We start from the raw sequence: 19,367 nt of genomic DNA, 5'->3' as shown, positions 1-19,367 counted from the left end.
ACGTACAAGGAGACTCAAAACCGTGACGGACATCGTCGACGAACTCAAGTGGCGCGGGCTCATCGCCCTGTCCACCGACGAAGACGCGCTGCGCAAGGCGTTCGCGGACGGTCCTGTCACGTTCTATTGCGGCTTCGACCCGACCGCGCCGAGCCTGCACCTGGGCAACCTGGTGCAGATCCTCACCATGCGGCGCATCCAGCAGGCGGGGCACCGCCCGCTGGGTCTGGTCGGCGGCGCCACGGGGCTGATCGGCGACCCGAAGCCGACGGCGGAGCGCACCCTGAACTCCCCGGAGGTCGTGGCCGGCTGGGTGGAGCGGCTGCGCGGCCAGGTCGAGCGCTTCCTCGACTTCGAGGGCCCGCACGCGGCGACGATGGTGAACAACCTGGACTGGACCCAGGGCATGTCCGCCATCGAGTTCCTGCGGGACATGGGCAAGTACTTCCGTGTCAACAAGATGATCGCCAAGGAGGCCGTCTCGCGACGGCTCAACTCGGACGCGGGCATCAGCTACACCGAGTTCAGCTACCAGATCCTGCAGGGGATGGACTTCCTCAAGCTGTACGAGCAGTACGGCTGTGTCCTGCAGACCGGCGGCAGCGACCAGTGGGGCAACCTCACCTCCGGCACCGAGCTGATCCACCGGGTCCACCCGGAAGCCGTCGTGCACGCGCTCGGCACCCCGCTGCTCACGAAGGCGGACGGCACCAAGTTCGGCAAGACCGAGTCCGGCACCGTCTGGCTCGACCCGGAGATGTTCTCGCCGTACGCCTTCTACCAGTTCTGGCTGAACGCGGACGACCGGGACATCTCCAAGTTCCTGCGGACCTTCTCCTTCAAGTCCCGCGAGGAGATCGAGGAGCTGGAGACGCTCACCGCGGAGCGCCCGCAGGCCCGCGCCGCGCAGCGCGCCCTCGCCGAGGAACTGACGACGCTGGTGCACGGCGCCGACCAGACGGCCGCCGTGATCTCCGCGTCGAAGGCCCTGTTCGGGCAGGGCGACGGGAACCTGGCGGACCTGGACGAGGCGACCCTCGCCGCGGCGCTCTCCGAGCTGCCGCGCGTCGAGGTCGCCGAGCTCGGCCCGGTCGTCGACCTCTTCGCCGAGGTCGGTCTCGTGGCGAGCAAGTCCGCCGCGCGGCGCACCGTGAAGGAGGGCGGCGCCTACGTGAACAACGTGAAGGTCGCCGCCGAGGACTTCGTCCCGGGCGCCGACGAGCTGCTGCACGGGCGGTGGCTGGTGCTGCGGCGGGGCAAGAAGAACCTGGCCGCCGTGGAGCTCAAGGGCTGACGCCCGCCGCACGCACCAGGGCCGGCCTCCCGTCCGCACATCGGCGGGAGGCCGGCCCTGTGTCGTGCCTAGGCTTTCTTCCTGTTGCCCCGTAGCGCCACCCACGCCATGTCGCCGACGCCGACCACCACGATGGCGCCGATCAGTTGCAGCAGGTGGCGGGTCCAGTCGATGCCCCGTGTGTCGTTGACTCCGAGGCCCGTGGCCGCCCAGTTGCCGAGGACGCTGCCGATGATGCCGAATACCGTCGTCAGCCACAGGGGGATCGCTTGTTTGCCCGGCAGGATCGCCTTGGCGATCAGACCGAGGACAAAGCCCACGATGATTGCCCACAACCAGCCCATGCCGTCGCCTCCTCTAGCGGCGCGAGGGTGCGCGCGTGCGCACCTGTGATCAGTTTCGGTCCGTACTCCGTACGGCGCATGTCGGGCGACGCCATACGCGGTACGGCGCAGGCGGCACGCCCAGGTCAGGCCTGCCCCGGTCTCGTAGCCGACGCACCCCGGGCGTAACGTGGAAGCGGTCCGGGCCGGGGAGAGTCCGGCGAGACGTCGGGTGGTGGAATGTGATGCGGAAGCGCGGCAGCAACGGCGGAGCAGAGGTTTTCCGCATCACGGGAGCCCGGACGGGCCTCGCCGAGGACGTCCGCGGGCGGCAGCGCCGCTACATCATCTCGATGGGGATCCGCACGCTCGCGGTGATCCTCACGGCGGTGCTGTGGAACGTGGAGCGGCACGTCGCCATCGTGACGCTCGTCGTCGGCGCCTTCCTCCCCTATGTCGCCGTGGTCATCGCGAACGCGGGCCGGGAGAACGTGCCGTCGCTGCCCTCGACCTTCGTCCCCGCCCCGACGCGACCCATGATCGCCCCGACCCCGGCCGGTGGTGCGGCGGAATCCGTCCCGGAGGACCGCGGCTAGTCGACGGGCCTGCCGGACACCGTCGGGCGCCGCCCGACCGCGCAGTGCGACCAGTCCGCAAAGCTCAAGAAAAGCTCAGATCAATCATGTGGTTCCGGTGCCGGGCCGGGGGTACCCCGTGACATACTTCGTACGCGCTCCGCATCCCCCGTCGGAGCGACGGACCGACGCCGGGCAGCTCCCCCCGTGGCTGCTCGGCGTCGCCATTTCCGGGGGTTTTTTCATGGCCGCGACGGCCCGTCGAGCCCCTTTTTCCGGGGCCTTTAAGGTTGAGGCGTGAACCTCGCCGATCTCTCCGCCGCGTCGCAGCCCTCGCCCACCACTCCGCAGTGCTCGGCCAAGGGCTGTCGCGCCGACGCCGTGTGGGTCCTCGCGTGGAACAACCCGAAGCTCCACACGCCGGAGCGGCGCAAGACGTGGCTCGCGTGCGACGAGCACCGCGAGCACCTCTCGCAGTTCCTGGGCGTACGGGGATTCCTCAAGGACGTCGTGACGCTGGCGGAGTGGGACTCCGCCGGCGAGCAGGGCTGAGTCAGCCGCCGATCGCCGACATCGGGCGGTCGGGCTGGAGGAAGGTCGGGTCGTCGAGGCCCGAGCCCGCCTTCTTGCCCCACATCGCCTGCTTCCATATCCGGGCGATGTTCTCGTCGTCGCTCTCCGCGCCGTCCGCGCGCAGCGCCGCCCGCAGGTCCGTCTCCTCGGTGGCGAACAGACAGGTGCGGACCTGTCCGTCGGCGGTGAGGCGGGTGCGGTCGCAGGCCGAGCAGAACGGGCGGGTGACCGAGGCGATGACACCGACGCGGTGCGGGCCGCCGTCGACGACCCAGCGCTCGGCCGGGGCGGAGCCGCGCTCGTCGGAACCCTCGGCCGTCAGCTCGAAGCGCGTACGCAGGGAGGCGAGGATGTCGCCCGCGGTGATCATGCCGTCGCGCTTCCAGCCGTGCTGGGCGTCGAGCGGCATCTGCTCGATGAACCGCAGTTCGTAGGAGTGCTCGACGGCCCAGGCGAGGAGGTCGGGGGCCTCGTCCTCGTTCAGCCCCGGCATCAGGACCGAGTTGATCTTCACCGGGGTCAGGCCCGCGTCGTGGGCGGCCGCGAGGCCCTCGATGACGTCCTTGTGGCGGTCGCGGCGGGTCAGCGTCTTGAAGACGTCCGGGCGCAGGGTGTCAAGCGACACGTTCACCCGGTCGAGGCCCGCGTCCTTGAGCGCCTGCGCGGTGCGCTTGAGCCCGATCCCGTTCGTCGTCAGGGACATCTGGGGGCGGGGCTCCAGGGCGGCGACCCGCTCGACGATGCCGACCAGACCGGGGCGGAGCAGGGGCTCGCCGCCGGTGAAGCGGACCTCCGTGATGCCGAGGTGCGTGACGGCGATGCGGATGAGGCGGACGATCTCGTCGTCCGTCAGGAGGTCGGGCTTGGCCAGCCACTGAAGGCCCTCTTCGGGCATGCAGTACGTGCAGCGGAGATTGCACCGGTCGGTCAGCGAGACCCTGAGGTCGGTGGCCACTCGGCCGAAGGTGTCGATGAGCACGTGGGCCCCCTCCCTGAGCGTGTTCTGCCTGACACCGACGAGCCTACGCGACGGGTATGACAAAGACGGGTCGAAGATCCCACGAGAGCGCCGCGCCCCCGTCGTAGAGAGCTACAGCCTTCTACGGCGGGGGCGCGCGGCGTACGGGCGGGTCAGTGGGCTCCGGTGCCGGTCAGGGACCGGACCTCCAGCTCCGCGTACTTGCCCTTGTCGGCCTTTTCCTTGGCCATGTACGTACCGATGACGCCAAGGAGGAAACCGACCGGGATCGAGATGATGCCGGGGTTCTCCAGCGGGAACCAGTGGAAGTCGACGCCCTTGAACATGGACGTCTTCGGGTTGCCCGAGACGACCGGGGAGAAGAGGACGAGGAAGACGGCCGTGAACAGGCCGCCGTAGATCGACCAGAGGGCTCCGTTGGTGTTGAAGCGCTTCCAGAAGAGGCTGTAGAGGATCGTCGGCAGGTTGGCGGAGGCGGCGACCGCGAAGGCGAGCGCGACCAGGCCGGCCACGTTCAGGTCGCGGGCGAGCGCGCCCAGCGCGATCGAGATGATGCCGATGAAGACGGTGGCCCAGCGGGCCGCCTGCATCTCCTGCTTCTCGGACGCCTGGCCGCGCTTGATGACGTTCGCGTAGATGTCGTGCGCGAACGAGGACGACGAGGCGAGCGTGAGGCCGGCGACGACCGCGAGGATCGTGGCGAAGGCGACCGCCGAGATGGAGGCGAGGAGGATCGCGCCCCAGCTGGAGTCGACGCCGCCCAGGTGGAGGGCGAGCAGCGGCGCCGCCGTGTTGCCCGCCGGGTTCGAGGCGATGATCTCGTCCGGCTTGATGAGGGCGGCCGCGCCGAAGCCGAGCGCGATCGTCATCAGGTAGAAGGCGCCGATGATGCCGATGGCCCAGTTGACCGACTTACGGGCGGCCTTGGCGGTCGGCACCGTGTAGAAGCGGATCAGGATGTGCGGCAGTCCCGCGGTGCCGAGGACGAGCGCGATGCCCAGCGAGATGAAGTCGATCTTCGAGGTGCCGGTGGCGCCGTACTTGAGGCCGGGCTCGAGGAACGGGGTGCCCTTGCCGCTGTTGGAGGCGGCGGTGCCGAGCAGGTCGGAGATGTTGAAGTTGAACTTCAGCATGACCAGGAAGGTGAGCAGGATGGCGCCGGCGATCAGCAGGACCGCCTTGACCATCTGCACCCAGGTGGTGCCCTTCATGCCGCCGATCGTCACGTACACGATCATCAGGACGCCGACGAGGGCGACGATGCCGACCTTGCCCGCGTCGGACGTGATGCCGAGCAGCAGCGAGACGAGGACGCCCGCGCCCGCCATCTGCGCGAGCAGGTAGAAGATCGAGACGACGATCGTGGAGGTGCCGGCCGCGGTGCGGACCGGGCGCTGGCGCATCCGGTAGGCGAGGACGTCGCCCATCGTGTAGCGGCCGGAGTTGCGCAGGGGTTCGGCGACCAGGAGGAGCGCCACGAGCCAGGCGACCAGGAAGCCGATGGAGTAGAGGAAGCCGTCGTAGCCGAAGAGGGCGATGGCGCCGGCGATGCCGAGGAAGGACGCCGCCGACATGTAGTCGCCGGAGACGGCCAGGCCGTTCTGGAAGGCGGTGAACTGGCGGCCGCCCGCGTAGAAGTCGGAGGCGCTCTTGGTCTGACGGCCCGCCCATACGGTGATGACGAGCGTCGCGGCGACGAACACCGCGAACAGGGTGATGATCAGCGGCCGGTGCTCGCTGGCCTCGGCGGCGGCGAGTACGTGCGTCGCGGGGCTCATGCGCCGCCCTCCATACGGGACTTGATGGCCTCGGCCTTGGGGTCGAGCTTCGCGGCGGAGTACCGCGCGTACCACCAGGCGATGAGGAACGTGGTCAGGAACTGGGCGAGACCGAGGAGGAGGGCGACATTGATGTTGCCGAAGACCTTGGTGCCCATGAAGTCGCCCGCGTAGTTCGAGAGCAGGACGTACAGCAGGTACCAGGCGATGAACGCGATCGTCAGCGGGAACGCGAACGAGCGGTGCGCGCGGCGCAGTTCACCGAACTCCGCGCTCTCCTGCACCGCGGTGAACTCCTCGGTGGAGGGCAGCGCCGGACCGGCGTCCGGGCTGCCCTTCTGGGGTGGTGGTGCGTCGGTGGCCACGGAGTCTCCTCGCGGTGCGGATGCGGTCGGCAGGGACGGGGACGGAACAGGGGACGGGGGTGTGCGCATGACTGTCTCGGACCTCACAGTGACGTGGATCACGTGGGCCGGGTCGCGATGGTAGGGCTCCCCGGCGTGATCCAACAGGGGGCTGGATCGGGCACGTGCCCCCTGTCCAACGTCACGGGGACACGCGCGGGCCGGTTCAACTCCCCTGATTTCTTTCGGAACTCGTTGATGACCTGCGGCGACTAGAGATACGTTCACACCGCACCACGCGTCATGTACCTGCCCGAGCACCACTCGTGTCTCGGGCTTTTCCGTATACGCCTCATACGACGGATGATGTGGAGATCCCATGGCTCATCTGCCCGCCAGACGCCGCATGGCCCTCGCCCTGCCGATCGGCATCGCGCTCACGGCCTCCTTCGGTTTCCTGCCGTCCGCGGTCGCCGCGTCCGCCGACTCCCCTGCCACGTCGGGGACTTCGGCGACGTCGGCCGCTTCCCTCGCCTACGTGGTCAACACGCGGAGCACCGACTCCCGCACCATCGCCTCGGTCGGCCGCGCGATATCCGCGGCCGGCGGCTCCATAGTCGAGACGTACGCGAAGATCGGCGTCTTCGTCGTGCACTCCTCGAACCCGGACTTCGGCAAGCAGATACGGGCCGCGAAGGGCGTCGCCACGGCGGGTGCCACGCGCACCGCGCCGCTCAGCATCGCCGGCACCACCGACGAGGGCGCGGTGCAGAAGCTCTCCGCCGCCGACGCCACGTCGCTCGCGGCGAAGGCGACTTCGGGCCAGGAGCCGCTGGAGGCCGACCAGTGGAACCTGCGGGCCATGGGCGCCGACAAGGCCGCGGAGATCAACCCGGGCAGCAGAAACGTCACGGTCGGTGTCATCGACACCGGCGTCGACGACACCCACCCCGACCTCGCGCCGAACTTCTCCGCCTCCCAGTCCGCGAACTGCGTCGGCGGCAAGGCGGACACCTCGCCGGGCGCCTGGCGGCCCGCGAACCCGGAGCACTACCACGGCACGCACGTCGCCGGTGAGATCGCCGCCGCGCGCAACGGGATCGGCGTCGCGGGCGTCGCGCCGGGCGTGAAGGTCGCGGGCATCAAGGTGGCCGACCCGGTCAGCGAGCTGTTCTACCCGGAGAGCGTCGTCTGCGCCTTCGTGTTCGCCGCCGACCACGGCATCGAGGTCACCAACAACAGCTACTACGTGGACCCGTGGATGTACAACTGCATGGACGACCCCGACCAGCGGGCGATCGTCGACGCGGTGAACCGGGCCCAGCTGTACGCCACGAGCAAGGGCACCCTGAACTTCGCCTCGGCCGGCAACTCCAACCACGACCTCGACTCCGACGCGATCGTGGACGACACGAGCCCCGACGACTCGACGGCGGTCACCCGCACCATCGACCCGCACACGTGCTTCGACGTCCCGACCCAGCTCCCGGGTGTCGTGACGGTCTCGTCGGTGGGCGTCACCAAGGCGAAGGCGTACTACTCGAGTTACGGCAAGGGCGTCATCGACATCGCGGCGCCGGGCGGCGACAAGTACCAGATCCCGGACACCCCGTCGAAGAACGGCCGCATCCTCTCGACGATGCCGGGCGGCGAGTACGGCTTCCTCCAGGGCACGTCGATGGCGTCGCCGCACGCCGCCGCCGTGGCCGCACTCCTCAAGTCGACGCACCCGAAGGCCTCCCCGGCCGAGCTCCAGCTCCTGATGAAGACGCAGGCCGACGAGCAGGCCTGCCCGGCCTCGTACGACGGTGACGGCGACGGTGTCGTCGACGCGACCTGCGAGGGCCCCGTGCAGCGCAACGGCTTCTACGGCTACGGCATCGTCGATGCCCTGAAGGCCGTCAAGAAGTGAGGGGCGCCGCGCGTGGGAGAGCGCGTCTCCTGAGAGCCCTCGCGGTGCCCGCCGGGCTCGCGATGGCGTCCGCGCTCGCCGTGGTGCCGAACGCCGTCGCGGCCGACGCACCGGTCGCGACGGACGGGCCGCTGCTGAGTTACGTCGTCAACGTCCGCCCGGGGCACGGCGGTTCGGCCTCCGTGCAGCGGGCCGTCGCCGCCGCGGGCGGGTCCGTCGTCATCGCGTACGACAAGATCGGCGTCATCGTCGCGCACTCCAAGAACCCGGAGTTCGGCAGGACGATCCGTGGCGTGCGCGGGGTGGTGAGCGCGGGCGCGACCCGTACCGCGCCGCTCGCCGCGTCGGCCACGGACGAGACCGGCACGACGCAGGCGCTGAGCGGCGCGCAGGTCGCGCAGGCCGGTGCGGCGGCGACCGCGGCGCAGGAGCCGCTGGAGCCGAACCAGTGGGACATGCGGCTGATCGGCGCCGACAAGGCGAACGCGATCGAGGACGGCAGCCGCAAGGTGACGGTCGGCGTCATCGACACCGGCGTCGACGACACCCACCCCGACCTCGCGCCGAACTTCTCCGCCTCCCAGTCCGCGAACTGCGTCGGCGGCAAGCCGGACGCGTCGTTCGGCGCGTGGCGCCCGTACGAGGCCGCGGCCGATCACGGGACGCACGTGGCGGGCACGATCGCCGCCGCCCGTAACGGAGTCGGCGTGGCGGGCGTCGCGCCCGGGGTGAAGGTCGCCGCCATCAAGGTGGCCGATCCGGGCACGCAGCTCTTCTACACGGAGTCCGTGGTCTGCGCCTTCGTGTTCGCCGCCGACCACGGCATCGACATCACCAACAACAGCTACTACTCGGACCCCTGGTACATGAACTGCGTGACCGACGCCGACCAGAAGGCTCTGGTCGACTCGGTCTCGCGGGCCATCCGCTACGCGCGGGACAAGGGCGTCACGAGCGTGGCGAGCGCCCACAACTTCAACGACGACCTGGCGTCGGACTCGGTGACCGACACCTCAAGTCCCGACGACGGCACGCCCGTCGACCGCACGGTCGACCCGTCCGAGTGCCCGATCGCCCCGGAGATGCTGCCGGGGATCGTCACGGTCTCGTCGGTGGGCGTCACCAAGGAGAAGGCGTACTACTCCAACTACGGCAACGGCGTCATCGACGTCTCGGCGCCGGGCGGCGACGGCCGCAAGCCGGCCGACACCCCGGACAAGAACGGCCGCGTCCTGTCGACGCTGCCCGGCGGCGGCTGGGGCTACAAGCAGGGCACGTCGATGGCGGCCCCGCATGTCACCGGTGTCCTCGCGCTGCTCAAGTCCGAGCACCCGAAGGCGACTCCGGGCCAGTTGGAGGCGCTCCTGAAGACGCAGGCCGACGAGCGGGCGTGCCCGACGGACCCGTACGACAGTGACGGCGACGGTGTCGTCGACGCGGTCTGCGAGGGCGTCGCGCAGCACAACGGCTTCTACGGCCACGGGATCGTCAACGCGCTCAAGGCCGTCACGAAGTAGCCGACCCAGCAAGGGAGTTCGTGCATGAAATCGCGTCTCATACGGTCGCTCTCGCTGCCCGCGGGACTCGCCACGGCGGCGGCGCTCGCGGTCGTCCCGAACGCGGCGGCCTCGGACGCGCCCGTCGCCGCCGACGGGCCGCAGCTCAGCTATGTCGTCAACGTCCGCCCCGGGCACGGTGGTTCGGCCTCCGTGAAGCGGGCCATCGCCGCCGCGGGCGGGTCCGTCGTCATCACGTACGACAAGATCGGTGTCGTCGTCGTCCACTCGAAGAACCCGGACTTCGCGCGCACGATCCGGGCCGCACGGGGCGTCGAGTCGGCCGGTGCCACGCGCACCGCGCCGCTGGCCGCGCAGTCCAGCGACGACCTGGCCACCGAACAGGTGCTGACCGCCGACGAGGTCAAGAAGGCCTCGGCCACGGCGGGTTCGGGCCAGGATCCGCTTGAGCCCCTCCAGTGGGACCTGCCCGCCATCAAGGCGGACCAGGCGCACGAGAAGTCGCTGGGCAGCCGGTCCGTGACCGTCGGCGTGCTCGACTCGGGCGTCGACGACACCCACCCGGACATCGCGCCGAACTTCGACAAGGAGGCGTCGGCCAACTGCCTGGGCGGCGTGCCCGTGCAGAAGGACGACGCATGGCGTCCGGTGGCCGGTGAGTCCGACCACGGCATGCACGTGGCGGGCACGATCGCCGCCGCGAAGAACGGCGTCGGCGTCACCGGCGTCGCGCCGGGCGTGAAGGTGGCGAGCCTGAAGGTGGCCGAGCCGGCCACCGGCATGTACTACACGGAGGCCGTCGTCTGCGGCTTCATGTGGGCGGCCGACCACGGCGTGGACGTCACCAACTCCAGCTACTACACCGACCCCTGGCTCTTCAACTGCAAGACGGACGCCGACCAGAAGGCGCTCGTCACGGCCGTCACGCGGGCGACGCAGTACGCCGAGCGCAAGGGCGCGGTGAACGTGGCGGCGGCCGGCAACGCGGCCACCGACCTCGCGCAGGACGAGATCCTCGACGACTCGTCGCCCGACGACACCACCCCGGTGCCGCGGACGATCAAGACGAAGGACTGCTTCGACATCCCGTCGCAGCTTCCGGGTGTCGTCACGGTCTCGGCGACGGGCGCCAAGGGCATCAAGGCGTCGTACTCGAACTGGGGCAAGAACGTCGTCGACATCGCGGCGCCGGGCGGGGACAGCACCAAGTACCAGACGCCCGCTCCCCCGGCGGTCGACGGCCGGATCCTGTCGACGCTGCCGGGCGGCAGGTACGGCTACAAGGCCGGTACGTCGATGGCGTCGCCGCACGTCGCGGGCGTGGCCGCGCTCATCAAGTCGACGCACCCGCACGCCTCGGCGGCGCAGGTGAAGGCCCTCCTGTACGGGGAGGCCGACGCGACCGCGTGCACCGACCCGTACGACTTCAACGGCGACGGCAAGGTCGACGCGGTCTGCGAGGGCGGCAAGAACCGGAACAGCTTCTACGGGGCCGGTACGGCGGACGCACTGGACGCCGTGACCAAGTAGACCCAGCAGAGGTGTGCGGTGGGTGTGGGGCCCGGCCGGGTCCCGCACCCACCGCTCCTGGATAGTTCTCGTATGACACACGCAGTCGGCACCGCGGCAGCCTGGGACGCCCTGGGCGGCGACCCCGCCCTGCTGTCCCGCATCTCGCACCACACGCACGCGGGCGCGCTGCCCGCCCGCCTCCCCGTCCGCGAACTGGCCGGCGCCTGCGTCGGCGCCTGCTCCCTCGCGGCGGCGGAATTCGCCGCCACGCGCACGGGTCGGCCCGTGGGCGACATACAGGTGACCGTCGACGACGCCACGGTGGCCACCGCCTTCATAAGCGAACGGCATCTGCTCATCGACGGGCGCGCGCCGGTCAACTTCGCGCCCCTGTCCCGCTTCTGGCACACCAAGGACGGCCGGCTCCGCACCCACGCGAACTACCCGCACCACCGCGCGCGGCTGCGTGCGGCGCTCGGCCTCGGCGAGGACGCCACGGTCGACGAGGTGGCGGCGCTGCTCGCCGAGCGGTCGGCGCACGAGGTCGAGGAGAGCGTGTACGCGGCGGGCGGCCTGGCCGTCGCGCTGCGCACGCCCGAGGAGTGGGCGGCGCATCCGCAGGGCGCGGCGGTGGCCCAACACCCCTTGCTGGAAAGGGAGGTGCTGGACACGGCGGCGCCCCGGCCCACGACGCGTCCGGTGCGGGTCCTGGACCTGACCCGGGTCATCGCGGGCCCCGTCGCCACCCGCACGCTCGCGCTCCTCGGGGCGGACGTGCTGCGGGTGGACGCGCCGCAGCTGCCGGAGGACCCGGACGCGCACGCCGACACCGGGTTCGGGAAGCGCTCGACGCGGCTCGACCTGGGCGACGCGGGCGACCGGCGCACGTTCGAGGAGCTCCTGTCCGGCGCGGACGTGGTGGTCACGGGATACCGGCCCGGCGCGCTCGACCGGTTCGGGCTCTCCCCCGAGGCGCTCGTGGAGCGGCGCCCGGGGCTCGTCGTGGCGTCGCTTTCGGCGTGGGGCGCGTACGGGCCGTGGGGCGGGCGGCGCGGCTTCGACAGCCTCGTCCAGGTGGCGACGGGCATCGCGGCGGTCGAGGGCTCCGCCGACGCCCCGGGAGCGCTGCCCGCGCAGGCGCTCGACCACGGCACGGGCTACCTGATCGCGGCGGGGGTGCTGCGCTCGCTCACCGAACAGGCGCGGGACGGCGGTTCGCGGGTGCTGCGGTACGCGCTCGCGCAGACCGCGCACTGGCTGCTCGGCGGGGAGCGGGGCGCCCCGGCCACGGCGCAGGCGCCCGCGCCGGTGCTCGCGGAGACCGAAAGCCCGGTGGGACGGCTGCGGTACGCGCCGCCGCCGGTCTCGTTCGCGGGCGGGCCCACCGACTGGGCGCGCCCGCCGGGGCTTTGGGGGACCGACGCCCCCGAGTGGGCCTGAGTTCCATGGGCGCTCACCGGAACGTCCGGATCGCTTTGCTCCAGTTGTCCCTGTGCACTTGCCCTGGTCTGCCCGTACTGGCGAAGATCCAACGGTGAGTTCCCTACCGCCGACCACCGAAATGTCCGCCCCGGTCGGGGTGGACGCCGCTCCCGTGCGCAGACCCGGCGCCGGGCGCGCCGTCGCCGTCGTCGTGCTCGTCGCCGCCGCGGCCCTGATCCCGATGTTCGGGCCACGGGCCGCGCTCGACGGCACGGGCGAGGCCGCCGCGCCCGGCGTGGGCGGGGTCGCGCTGCTGCGGGCCGTGCTGTTCGCCGCGCTGTGCGTGCAGTCGGGCGAGGTGTTCGCCGCGTTCCTCGCGCGCAGGGTGGACCCGCTGGGCGCGCTGCCGCGCCGCTGGTCGCCTCATGCCGCCTGGGCGGGGTTCGCTGCCGCGCTCGGCCTCGCCTCGATCGTGGCCGCGGGGAACCTGATTCCGCACAGCCTCGCGGCCCTCGACATCGGCGGCCTGTACGGGACGCGCGACGGCACCCTCGCGCTCGTCGAGGTGAACGCCTTCCTGGTGGCGGCCCTGTGCGCCCGCTCGCGCCGCCCGGACACCGCGCTGCTGCCGCTGGCGGCCGTGATCGTCGCGGAGGCGCTGCGCGCCCATCCGCCGACCGAGGACACCCCGCTCATCGGCTCCGGGCTCACGCTGGTCCATCTCACGAGCGCCGCGCTGTGGGTGGGCGGGCTCCTGTATGTGCTGCGCACGACGCATACGTGGCGGACGCGCGGCCCCGAGGCGGGCGCGGCCCTTTTGGGCCTCTACGCGCGCGTGGCCGCGATCCTGCTCGCCGCCATCACGGCGACCGGCCTGTGCAGCACGCTGCGCCGGATGCCGCCGAGCACCGTCCTCGACCAGCTCACGACGACGGCGTACGGGCGCACGCTCCTCGCGAAGGTGCTGCTCGTGGTGGTCGTCGCCGCGCTCGCACTGGTGGCGCGGCTGCGGCTGCGCGGCGCGCGGGACCGTACACGGGCGTACGTCCCCGCGCGCGCGGAGGTCGCGGTGCTCGGCGTGGTAGTGGCGGTGTCGGCGGCGCTGACGGCGCTGCCGCTGCCGATCCGCTGGTAGGTGACTTTTGTAGTCGCTCAGTTGGTGACGAGCACCTTCAGGGCGGTGCGCTCGTCCATCGCCTTGTAGCCGCCGGGCACGCCTTCGATGTCGACCGTCATGTCGAAGACGGGCGACGGGTCGATGGTGCCGTCGAGGACGTCGGGCAGCAGCTCGGGGATGTAGCTGCGGACGGGGGCGACGCCGCCGCGCAGCGCGATGTTCCGGTCGAACATGACGCCGAGGTCGAGGCCGGTGCCGCTGCCGTGCGGGACGCCGACGAAGCCGATGGCGCCGCCGTCGCGGGTGATGTTCACGGCCGTCTTCATGGACTGCTCGGTGCCGACGGCCTCGATCACGGCGTGCGCGCCCTGGCCGCGGGTGAGCTCGCGGATCGCCTCGACGGCAGCGTCCCCGCGCTCGGCGACGACGTCCGTGGCGCCGAAGCGCCGGGCGATGTCCGTACGGACCTGGTGACGGCCGAGCGCGATGATCCGGTCGGCGCCGAGCCGCTTGGCCGCGAGGACGCCGCACAGGCCCACCGCGCCGTCCCCCACGACGGCGACCGTGGCGCCCTCGCGCACGCCCGCACCGAGGGCCGCGTGGTGGCCGGTGCCCATGACGTCGGAGAGCGTCAGGAGGGCGGAGAGCAGGTGGTCGTCGGAGGCGGCCTCGGACGGCAGCCGCACGAGGGTGCCGTCGGCGAACGGGACGCGTACGGCCTCGCCCTGTCCGCCGTCGTGGCCGACCGCGCCCCAGAAGCCGCCGTGCTCGCACGACGTCGTCAGGCCCTCGCGGCAGTAGTCGCACACGCCGTCCGACCACATGAAGGGCGCGACGACCAGGTCGCCCCGCTTGATGCCGGACACCTCCGTGCCGGTCTCCTCCACGATGCCGAGGAACTCGTGCCCGATGCGCTGGCCCGGCTGCCGCGCGGCCTCGCCCCGGTAGGCCCACAGGTCGCTGCCGCAGATGCAGGCGCGCAGGACCCGTACGACGGCGTCGGTGGGGAGCTGGACGACGGGTTCCGGGACGTCCTCGACTCGCATGTCGTACGGGGCGTGGATGGTGGTGGCGCGCATCGGGGGTGTTCCTTTGTGCAGGTCAGTGGGGGGTGCGCCGGGTCTCGGCGCTCTCCTCACGGTACGCCGCGGTGGGCGTGGGCCGCTCATCGAGGACCCCCTGGGCCAGCAGGTACTGCGCCGCTACGTAGGTGCCCATGATCCAGAAGTCCTGCCGCCAGAACGGTGGCCATCCGGCGACATCGGTGGCGATGAGGAAGTCCGACAGCAGGAACAGGGCGCCACCGATGCCGGCGTTGCGGCCGAGCCGGGCCGCCGTGAACGCCATCCCGGTCAGCAGCACGCTGTACGCGGCGACGGGCACCTTCATGTCGCCCGGCAGATCGGGCCACAAGGAGCCGATCGAACTCGTGAGGAGGACGAAGTACCCGATCCCGAGCCGCGACTCGGGCGCGCGCGGCGTCCCGTACCGCCTGAAGAGCACGATGTAGCAGACGTGCCCGGCGGCGAAGCAGCCCATCCCGGCGAGGAACGCGGCGTCCTTGTCGAACAGGAGCAGGACATCGCCGCCCCAGCCCAACAGGAGCGCCGCGCACAGCAGTCGGGGCCCGCCGCGCGCGACGACGTACGCCAGCAGGGCGGGCATGAGCAGCGGCTTGAGGACGGTGTGCGCCGTGTCGAGGCCGGCGAGCAGGGCGGCGAGGTCGGCGGCGCACACCGCGAAGAAGCCCCACCGCAGCGCGCGTACGAGGCTCACGCGGCGCCCTCGGTGACCTTCTGCGGGGCGCTCGGGGCGGCCACGGGCTCGGGCTGCCACCCGGGCCCGCGGAAGACCCTCCCGGCCCGCTCGCGCCAGCTGCCCGCCGCTTTCAGGTCCTTGGCGATGGCCGCGTACTCGTGGGTCGCCACCCGCAACGGGTTGTACGTGCTGATGTTCTTGGTGAGCCCGAACACAGGCCGCTCCCCCTCCGCCACCCAGGAACCGAACAACCGGTCCCAGACGATCAGTATTCCGCCGAAGTTCCGGTCCAGGTAGCCCCCTTGGGAGGCGTGGTGGACGCGGTGGTGGGAGGGCGTGTTGAAGACGTACTCGAAGGGCCGCCACATCTTGTCGATGCGCTCGGTGTGGATCCAGAACTGGTAGACGAGGTTGACCGACGAGCAGAAAGCGAGCGCCGCCGGGTGCACGCCGCAGGCGATGAGCGGCAGGTAGAACGGCCACACGGTGAGGCTCGTCCAGGGCTGGCGCAGCGCGGTCGAGAGGTTGAACCTGCGGCTGGAGTGGTGCACCACGTGGCAGGCCCACAGGATGCGGATGACGTGGTGCCCGCGGTGCGACCAGTAGTAGAAGAAGTCCTGGCCGAGCAGCATCAGCGGGATCGTCCACCACAGGACGGGCACGCGCAGCGGCGTCAGTTCGTACACGGCCGTGTAGATCGCGACGATCGGGATCTTCCACAGGAAGTCGAAGACGAGGCTGCCCAGCCCCATGGTGATGCTGGTCGCCGCGTCCTTGGTCTCGTATCCGGCGGCGTCCTCGTCGGGATGGATCCGTACGCTCACGATCTCGACGACCGTGAGCAGCACGAAGGCGGGTATCGACCACAGCACGACGTCGGGCAGGTTCGGGGACGGCATGCGTGCACCGTAAGGCGGGGAACCGAGGCAGGGCTAGAGGTAGTTACCGACAAGTATTACCTGCGGTAAAGGGTCAGACTCCGGCGGCTCCCAACAAAGATCCCGCGGCGTACGTGACCGCCATCGCCAGCGCTCCCCCGCCCACGTTGCGCCACACCGCGGGCCCTGCCGCGGCGCTGCCCGTGCGCGCGCTGAACCAGCCGGTGACCGCGAGCCCCGCGAGGACCGCGCCGACCGTGGCGGGCAGCCGTACGCCCGAGGGCGGCAGCACGATCACGAGCAGGGGGAGCAGGGCGCCCGCGGTGAACGCGAGGAAGCTCGCCCAGGCCGCGTGCCAGGGGTTGGTGAGGTCGTCGGGGTCGATACCGAGCTCCACGCGCGCGTGGGCGCGCAGCGCGTCCCGCGCGGTGAGCTGTTCGGCGGCCTCGCGGGCCACCTCGCGGCTGAGCCCGCGCCCTTCCAACAGGCCGGTCAGCTCCTCCAGTTCGGCCTCCGGCTGCTCCTTCAGCTCACGCCGCTCCATGGCGATGGCCGCCTTCTCGGAGTCCCGCTGGGTGGACACGGAGACGTACTCGCCGACGGCCATGGACATGGATCCGGCGAACAGTCCGGCGAGCCCCGCCGTGAGCAGCGCGGAGCGGTCGTCGGTGGCGCCGGCCACGCCGACGACGAGGCCCGCGGTGGAGACCACGCCGTCGTTGGCGCCGAGGACGGCGGCGCGCAGCCAGTTGAGCCGCGAGCCGAGCGCGCCACCGTGTGCCTCGTCATGACCGGTCGGTGCCTGGGGTTCTGTCACGGGGCGAGCATGGCACCCCGCACCGTCACCACACCCGCACCGACGCTCCGGGCGCGAACACCGGGCTCGTCGCGTCCGCCGGCGGCTCCTTCAGGGGCTCGTCGATCTCGGCGACCGTGGGGCCGACGCGGGCCGCGATCGGGTCGAGGAAGGCGAGGTCGAACCCGTAGACGCGGGCGGTGTTGCCGCCGACCATCGCGGCGATCTCGTCGTGCGGCAGGCCCGCGTAGGCGATGCGCAGACCTTCGCGCGTGTACGGGTAGGTGCCCTCGTCGTGCGGGTAGTCGCTGCCCCACATGATCTTGTCGAGGCCGATGCGGTCCCGGAGGGGCACTTCGTGGGGGCGCATGAAACTCGCGCCTACGTAGCAGTTCTCGCGCCACACAGTAGAGGGGCCTTTGCCCATCGAATCGGCGAGCCCCGCACCGAACTTGGACTCCGCGGTGTTCGCCTTCGTAGCGGCCCGTACGAGGCGTGCGTGGTAGTAGTCCAGCATGTCCAGGACGCCGGGGATCCAGCCGGAGCCCTGTTCCGTGAGGACGAGCTTCAGGTCCGGGTGCTTGCGGAAAGCGCCGCCGAAGACGAGGTGCCACAGGGCGCGGTGCGAGAACCAGGTCGTCTCGACCATGAAGACCGCGCGGGCGGCCGGTTCGTCGCCGAGCGGCGGCGATGCCGAACCCGCGTGGTGGTTGACGGGCACGCCGAGTTCGGCGCAGACCTGCCAGATCGGGTCGTACGTCGACGAGTAGAGCTCGGGGAGGCCGGACCCCGGCGGCGTCCCGGGCAGCAACAGGCCGCCCTTCAGGCCCGCTCCGGCCGCCCAGCGGATCTCCTTCACGGCCTCCTCGACGTCGTTGAGGAGGATCTGGAAGACGCCCGCCCTGCGGCCCGGAGCGGCGGCGCAGAAGTCCGCGAGCCACCGGTTGTGGGCGCGCAGGCCCGCCCAGCGCCGCTCGAACTCCTCACGCGTGGGCGCGGGCGCCATGAGCGACGCGGACGGGAAGAACGGCGGGATCGTGTTCGGGAAGACGACCTCGGCGACGATGCCGTCCCGCTCCAGTTCCTCGACGCGGCGGTCGGAGTTCCAGTTGCGGTCGGCGGTGTCGGCGAGCAGATCCTCGTACGGGTTCACGTAGGTGGCCGCCCACGCGTCGAACGCGTCGTGGTGGCGGGCCTCCAAGTACGGCTTGTAGTCGAGGAGGTCGGCGCCCGCGTGGCAGTCGGCGGAGATCACCGTGTACCTGTCCTGGTGCGCATGGCTCATGGCGTCACCCCGAGGGTCGGGAAGTCGTGGTCGGTCAGCCAGTGCCTGCCCACGTCGCGCGAGCGCGCCCAGGACGCCTCCACGGCGCTCTGGTCGGCGTCCTGGCCGAGGTCGGCAGGGGTCGGCCCGATGCGCCGGGCGATCGGGGCGAGCTTCTCGGTGTCGAAGCCGAAGACCTCGGCGGCGGCGAGGCCCAGCATGCGGCGGGTCTCGGCGACCGGGATGTCGTGGAAGGTTCTGCGCAGCCACGCGCGCGTGTCGGGCCAGGTGCCTTCGGGGTGCGGGAAGTCGCTGCCCCACAGGATGTTGTCGACGCCGATCTCGTAGCGCTGCGCGAGTTCGCGGCGCTTGGTGTTGGTGGCGCAGACGAAGACCTGCCGGTCCAGGTACTCGTGCGGCGCCCGCTTCAGTTCGGCGAACGGGGACAGCTTCTTGCCGCCGTGGGCGCCCAGGTAGAGGCGGTCCATGAACCACAGCAAGTTGGGCAGCCACCAGCAGCCCGACTCGGCGACACCGAACTTCAGCCCTGGGTGCCGCTCGAAGACACCGGACCACAGCAGGAACCACAGGGGGCGGGCCGGCCACCACGTCACTTCGCTCACGTAGATGCCCAGATGGTCGCCGTACTCGTGGCGCGGCGCCGCACCTGAATGCGTCACGACCGGCATCTGGCACTCGGCCGCCGCCGCCCACACGGGGTCGTAGCGGCGCGCGTGGTACGGGTCCTTGTCGACCCACATGGAGGGGATCATCAGGGCGCCGAGCCCCGACTCCTTGGCGCGGTACACCTCGGCGACGACCTTGTCGGGCTCCGCCGTGATCGGCAACAGGGCGACGCCGCAGTGCCGTGCCGCGCTCTCTTCGTTCCGCCCCACGAACTCGGCGAGCCAGCGGTTGTGCGCCTGCGCGCCCGCCATGCCGAGCTCGGGGTCCTGGTCGCCGGAGAGGCCGAGCCCGACGCCGAAGGGCGCCGCCGTCCCGCTGTCCACGGCGTCCGCGTCGGGGAAGACGACTTCGGCGGCCACCCCGTCGCCGTCGAGCTCCTTGAGACGCTGCGCGGCGTCCCAGCCGCCGCGCAGCCCCTCCTCGTTGTCCTGGAACCACTTGGCGGCGAACGCGTCGTTGCGGATGCCGAGCCGCGTCGCCTCCTCGCGGCGCTTGTCCCGCTCACCGAGGAACTCGTCGAAGGCGCGGTGGAAGCGGCTGTCCAGGTACGGGCGGTACTCCTCGGTCGGCAGCCCGGCGTGGCAGTCGGAGGAGATGATCAGGTACGGGTCTTGATCGGTCATCACACGTCCCTCGGT

General features: G+C 71.2%; 18 protein-coding genes. 8 read left to right on the top strand and 10 right to left on the bottom strand.

Annotation, left to right across the window (positions count from 1 at the left end; translation table 11 throughout):
* Window positions 1–22: 22 nt before the first annotated feature.
* A complete protein-coding gene (gene tyrS / locus AB0L37_RS24360; RefSeq protein WP_365509141.1) occupies window positions 23–1,294 on the top strand; it encodes a tyrosine--tRNA ligase in 1,272 nt (423 codons plus the stop codon).
* 68 nt (window positions 1,295–1,362) lie between these two features.
* On the opposite strand, the gene AB0L37_RS24355 is transcribed toward tyrS, so the two are convergent.
* Entirely contained in the window at window positions 1,363–1,638 is a 276-nt protein-coding gene (locus AB0L37_RS24355; RefSeq protein ID WP_365509138.1) for a GlsB/YeaQ/YmgE family stress response membrane protein, read from the bottom strand.
* A 224-nt stretch (window positions 1,639–1,862) separates the two neighbouring features.
* Between AB0L37_RS24355 and AB0L37_RS24350 the strand changes: the two genes are divergently transcribed.
* The gene (locus AB0L37_RS24350) at window positions 1,863–2,213 is read left to right on the top strand and encodes a DUF3099 domain-containing protein (RefSeq protein WP_365509135.1); all 351 of its coding nucleotides are present in this window, start codon (window positions 1,863–1,865) and stop codon (window positions 2,211–2,213) included.
* 276 nt (window positions 2,214–2,489) lie between these two features.
* The gene (locus tag AB0L37_RS24345; RefSeq protein ID WP_365509134.1) at window positions 2,490–2,744 is read left to right on the top strand and encodes a hypothetical protein; all 255 of its coding nucleotides are present in this window, start codon (window positions 2,490–2,492) and stop codon (window positions 2,742–2,744) included.
* A 1-nt stretch (window position 2,745) separates the two neighbouring features.
* Here AB0L37_RS24345 and moaA read toward each other — a convergent pair whose 3' ends face one another.
* From moaA to AB0L37_RS24330, 3 genes are all read right to left on the bottom strand, one after another.
* A complete protein-coding gene (moaA, locus tag AB0L37_RS24340) occupies window positions 2,746–3,744 on the bottom strand; it encodes a GTP 3',8-cyclase MoaA (RefSeq protein WP_365509132.1) in 999 nt (332 codons plus the stop codon).
* Between the two features lie 152 nt (window positions 3,745–3,896).
* Window positions 3,897–5,522 (bottom strand): cation acetate symporter, encoded by a 1,626-nt coding sequence (locus AB0L37_RS24335; RefSeq protein WP_365509129.1) that lies wholly within the window; start codon window positions 5,520–5,522, stop codon window positions 3,897–3,899.
* The gene (locus AB0L37_RS24330) at window positions 5,519–5,887 is read right to left on the bottom strand and encodes a DUF485 domain-containing protein (protein WP_365509126.1); all 369 of its coding nucleotides are present in this window, start codon (window positions 5,885–5,887) and stop codon (window positions 5,519–5,521) included. The genes AB0L37_RS24335 and AB0L37_RS24330 overlap by 4 nt, the downstream gene beginning before the upstream one ends.
* 358 nt (window positions 5,888–6,245) lie before the next feature.
* On the opposite strand from AB0L37_RS24330, the gene AB0L37_RS24325 reads away from it, so the two are divergent.
* The 5 genes from AB0L37_RS24325 (at window position 6,246) to AB0L37_RS24305 (ending at window position 13,364) form a co-directional block, all read left to right on the top strand.
* Entirely contained in the window at window positions 6,246–7,778 is a 1,533-nt protein-coding gene (locus AB0L37_RS24325; RefSeq protein WP_365509124.1) for a S8 family serine peptidase, read from the top strand.
* Window positions 7,779–7,840: 62 nt separating this feature from the next.
* Window positions 7,841–9,295: a S8 family serine peptidase gene (locus AB0L37_RS24320; RefSeq protein ID WP_365509233.1), complete on the top strand. Its 1,455-nt coding sequence runs from the start codon at window positions 7,841–7,843 to the stop codon at window positions 9,293–9,295.
* Window positions 9,296–9,319: 24 nt separating this feature from the next.
* Window positions 9,320–10,825 carry a S8 family serine peptidase gene (locus tag AB0L37_RS24315; protein WP_365509121.1) on the top strand — a complete coding sequence of 502 codons (1,506 nt, stop codon included), beginning with the start codon at window positions 9,320–9,322 and terminating at the stop codon, window positions 10,823–10,825.
* 72 nt (window positions 10,826–10,897) lie between these two features.
* On the top strand, window positions 10,898–12,247 hold the full coding sequence (locus AB0L37_RS24310; protein WP_365509118.1) for a CoA transferase: 1,350 nt from the start codon (window positions 10,898–10,900) through the stop codon (window positions 12,245–12,247).
* 121 nt (window positions 12,248–12,368) lie between these two features.
* Window positions 12,369–13,364, top strand: a complete 996-nt coding sequence (locus tag AB0L37_RS24305; protein ID WP_365509230.1) for a CopD family protein — start codon at window positions 12,369–12,371, stop codon at window positions 13,362–13,364.
* A gap of 17 nt (window positions 13,365–13,381) precedes the next feature.
* Here the strand turns inward: AB0L37_RS24305 and AB0L37_RS24300 are convergent, their stop codons facing one another.
* The 6 genes from AB0L37_RS24300 to AB0L37_RS24275 all read right to left on the bottom strand — a co-directional run bounded on the left by AB0L37_RS24300 (window position 13,382) and on the right by AB0L37_RS24275 (window position 19,352).
* Window positions 13,382–14,425, bottom strand: a complete 1,044-nt coding sequence (locus tag AB0L37_RS24300) for a zinc-dependent alcohol dehydrogenase family protein (protein WP_365509116.1) — start codon at window positions 14,423–14,425, stop codon at window positions 13,382–13,384.
* Between the two features lie 22 nt (window positions 14,426–14,447).
* Window positions 14,448–15,122 (bottom strand): lysoplasmalogenase, encoded by a 675-nt coding sequence (locus tag AB0L37_RS24295; protein WP_365509113.1) that lies wholly within the window; start codon window positions 15,120–15,122, stop codon window positions 14,448–14,450.
* Window positions 15,119–16,003 (bottom strand): sterol desaturase family protein, encoded by an 885-nt coding sequence (locus AB0L37_RS24290; protein WP_365509110.1) that lies wholly within the window; start codon window positions 16,001–16,003, stop codon window positions 15,119–15,121. The genes AB0L37_RS24295 and AB0L37_RS24290 overlap by 4 nt, the downstream gene beginning before the upstream one ends.
* Window positions 16,004–16,076: 73 nt before the next feature.
* Entirely contained in the window at window positions 16,077–16,799 is a 723-nt protein-coding gene (locus AB0L37_RS24285) for a VIT family protein (RefSeq protein ID WP_365509107.1), read from the bottom strand.
* A gap of 25 nt (window positions 16,800–16,824) precedes the next feature.
* Complete coding sequence (locus tag AB0L37_RS24280; protein ID WP_365509104.1) at window positions 16,825–18,063, bottom strand: amidohydrolase family protein; 1,239 nt, start codon at window positions 18,061–18,063, stop codon at window positions 16,825–16,827.
* Entirely contained in the window at window positions 18,060–19,352 is a 1,293-nt protein-coding gene (locus AB0L37_RS24275) for an amidohydrolase family protein (RefSeq protein ID WP_365509101.1), read from the bottom strand. Before AB0L37_RS24275 ends, AB0L37_RS24280 begins: the two co-directional genes overlap by 4 nt.
* Window positions 19,353–19,367 lie beyond the last annotated feature (15 nt).

The organism is Streptomyces sp. NPDC052225 (genome assembly GCF_040679615.1).
In the GTDB taxonomy this organism is placed as follows: Bacteria; Actinomycetota; Actinomycetes; order Streptomycetales; family Streptomycetaceae; genus Streptomyces.
The sequence above is the reverse complement of the archived record's forward strand: the minus strand, read 5'-3'. Positions and strand labels throughout refer to the sequence as shown.

Excerpts from the sequence above, each read along its gene's own strand:
- AB0L37_RS24290 (WP_365509110.1), bottom strand. The coding sequence starts at position 16,003 with ATGCCGTCCCCGAACCTGCCCGACGTCGTGCTGTGGTCGATACCCGCC.
- AB0L37_RS24325 (WP_365509124.1), top strand. The coding sequence starts at position 6,246 with ATGGCTCATCTGCCCGCCAGACGCCGCATGGCCCTCGCCCTGCCGATC.
- AB0L37_RS24300 (WP_365509116.1), bottom strand. The coding sequence starts at position 14,425 with ATGCGCGCCACCACCATCCACGCCCCGTACGACATGCGAGTCGAGGAC.
- AB0L37_RS24280 (WP_365509104.1), bottom strand. The coding sequence starts at position 18,063 with ATGAGCCATGCGCACCAGGACAGGTACACGGTGATCTCCGCCGACTGC.
- AB0L37_RS24335 (WP_365509129.1), bottom strand. The coding sequence starts at position 5,522 with ATGAGCCCCGCGACGCACGTACTCGCCGCCGCCGAGGCCAGCGAGCAC.
- AB0L37_RS24310 (WP_365509118.1), top strand. The coding sequence starts at position 10,898 with ATGACACACGCAGTCGGCACCGCGGCAGCCTGGGACGCCCTGGGCGGC.
- AB0L37_RS24355 (WP_365509138.1), bottom strand. The coding sequence starts at position 1,638 with ATGGGCTGGTTGTGGGCAATCATCGTGGGCTTTGTCCTCGGTCTGATC.
- AB0L37_RS24320 (WP_365509233.1), top strand. The coding sequence starts at position 7,841 with ATGGCGTCCGCGCTCGCCGTGGTGCCGAACGCCGTCGCGGCCGACGCA.
- AB0L37_RS24315 (WP_365509121.1), top strand. The coding sequence starts at position 9,320 with ATGAAATCGCGTCTCATACGGTCGCTCTCGCTGCCCGCGGGACTCGCC.
- AB0L37_RS24305 (WP_365509230.1), top strand. The coding sequence starts at position 12,369 with ATGTCCGCCCCGGTCGGGGTGGACGCCGCTCCCGTGCGCAGACCCGGC.
- AB0L37_RS24350 (WP_365509135.1), top strand. The coding sequence starts at position 1,863 with ATGCGGAAGCGCGGCAGCAACGGCGGAGCAGAGGTTTTCCGCATCACG.
- AB0L37_RS24275 (WP_365509101.1), bottom strand. The coding sequence starts at position 19,352 with ATGACCGATCAAGACCCGTACCTGATCATCTCCTCCGACTGCCACGCC.